The 1,143-nt window shown below is 73.4% G+C and carries 2 protein-coding genes; one reads left to right on the top strand and one right to left on the bottom strand.

The window, feature by feature from the left end; all coding sequences use genetic code 11:
- Positions 1-694 (top strand): polyprenyl synthetase family protein (locus AB0C29_RS49665; protein WP_360835530.1); only part of this gene is annotated, 694 nt, incomplete at its 5' end.
- On the opposite strand, the gene AB0C29_RS49660 is transcribed toward AB0C29_RS49665, so the two are convergent.
- On the bottom strand, positions 684-1,143 hold a 460-nt coding region (locus tag AB0C29_RS49660), incomplete at its 5' end, for an anti-sigma factor domain-containing protein (RefSeq protein WP_360835528.1). The genes AB0C29_RS49665 and AB0C29_RS49660 overlap by 11 nt on opposite strands.

The following is a 1,143-nucleotide window of genomic DNA, read 5'->3' as shown; positions in this document are numbered from 1 at the left end:
CGTCGAGCTGCTGCACCTGGCCACGCTCGTGCACGAGGACCTGCTGCACGAGGCCCCGGTACGCCGCGGCGTGCCCACCGTCAACGCCAAGGAAGGCACCACCGTCGCCCTGCTCGCGGGTGACCTGCTGATCGGGCTGGCCCACCGGCTCGGTGCCACCGCCGGCGCCGGCACGCTGCTCGGTGACGCCCTGACCGAACGCTGCACCGGACTGGCCCTCGAGGCCGACAACCGCTTCCATCCCGACTTGGACGCGCCGACGGCATTGCGCATCGCCGAGCTGAAGACCGGCACTCTGCTGGCCACGGCCGGCCGGCTCGGTGCGATCGTCACCGCCTCACCCGAGGACGGTCTCCAGGAGTACGGCGTCGCGTACGGCACCGCGTTGCACCTGCTCGACGACGTCCACGATCCAGGCTCGCCCTTCGCCGCCGGGCTCGTCACGCTGCCCGCCGTGCACGCCCTGGCCGCTCGCCCGGAGCTGCGCCGCCTGCTGCGTCCCGGCCTGGACGAGGCACACCGTCAGCAGGCCGGCGAACTACTGGCCACCGGCGGGCCACCGACCCTGACCACGATCACCCAGCTGCTCGACCGGGCTGACGCCGCCCGGCCGGAGCTGGCGGAAACGACGAAGCGGTGCCGGGACAGTCAGCTCGCGCTGATGCCCCGGCACCGCCCTGTGCTCAGTTCGTGAGCGTGCCCCGCAGCAGACTCTTGCCCGAATGCGCGGCGTCACCGTCGTACGCCTCCGCGGACACGTCCACCAGCCGGTAGCGGTTGAGGTCCGCACCCGGGGGCAGCGGCAGCACCACGTCGGCGGCACCCGAGAGCGCGGCACTGGACAGGTTGCCCATCGCCATCATCCTCGTGGTGTCGTCCGGGTCGATGAGCCACACCTCGTAGTAGCCGGTCGTCAGCGGCAGGTTGCGCACGTCCAGGCGCAGCTTGCTGCCACCGATGACCTCCGCCGCTCCCCCGGCCGCCACCGGCGCACCGCCGAGCCGGGCCAGGCTCGCCTTCGCCGTCACCCTCGGCGGTGCCGGACGGTCGGTGAAGCGCTGCACCGTGACCGTGCCGGCGATGGCGAGCACTGCAGCGGCCGCCGCCGCGAGCACGGGCAGCACCCAGCGCCGTTCCCGCCGC

It is taken from the genome of Actinoplanes sp. NPDC048791 (genome assembly GCF_040650095.1).
GTDB lineage: Bacteria > Actinomycetota > Actinomycetes > Mycobacteriales > Micromonosporaceae > Actinoplanes.
The sequence above is the reverse complement of the archived record's forward strand: the minus strand, read 5'-3'. Positions and strand labels throughout refer to the sequence as shown.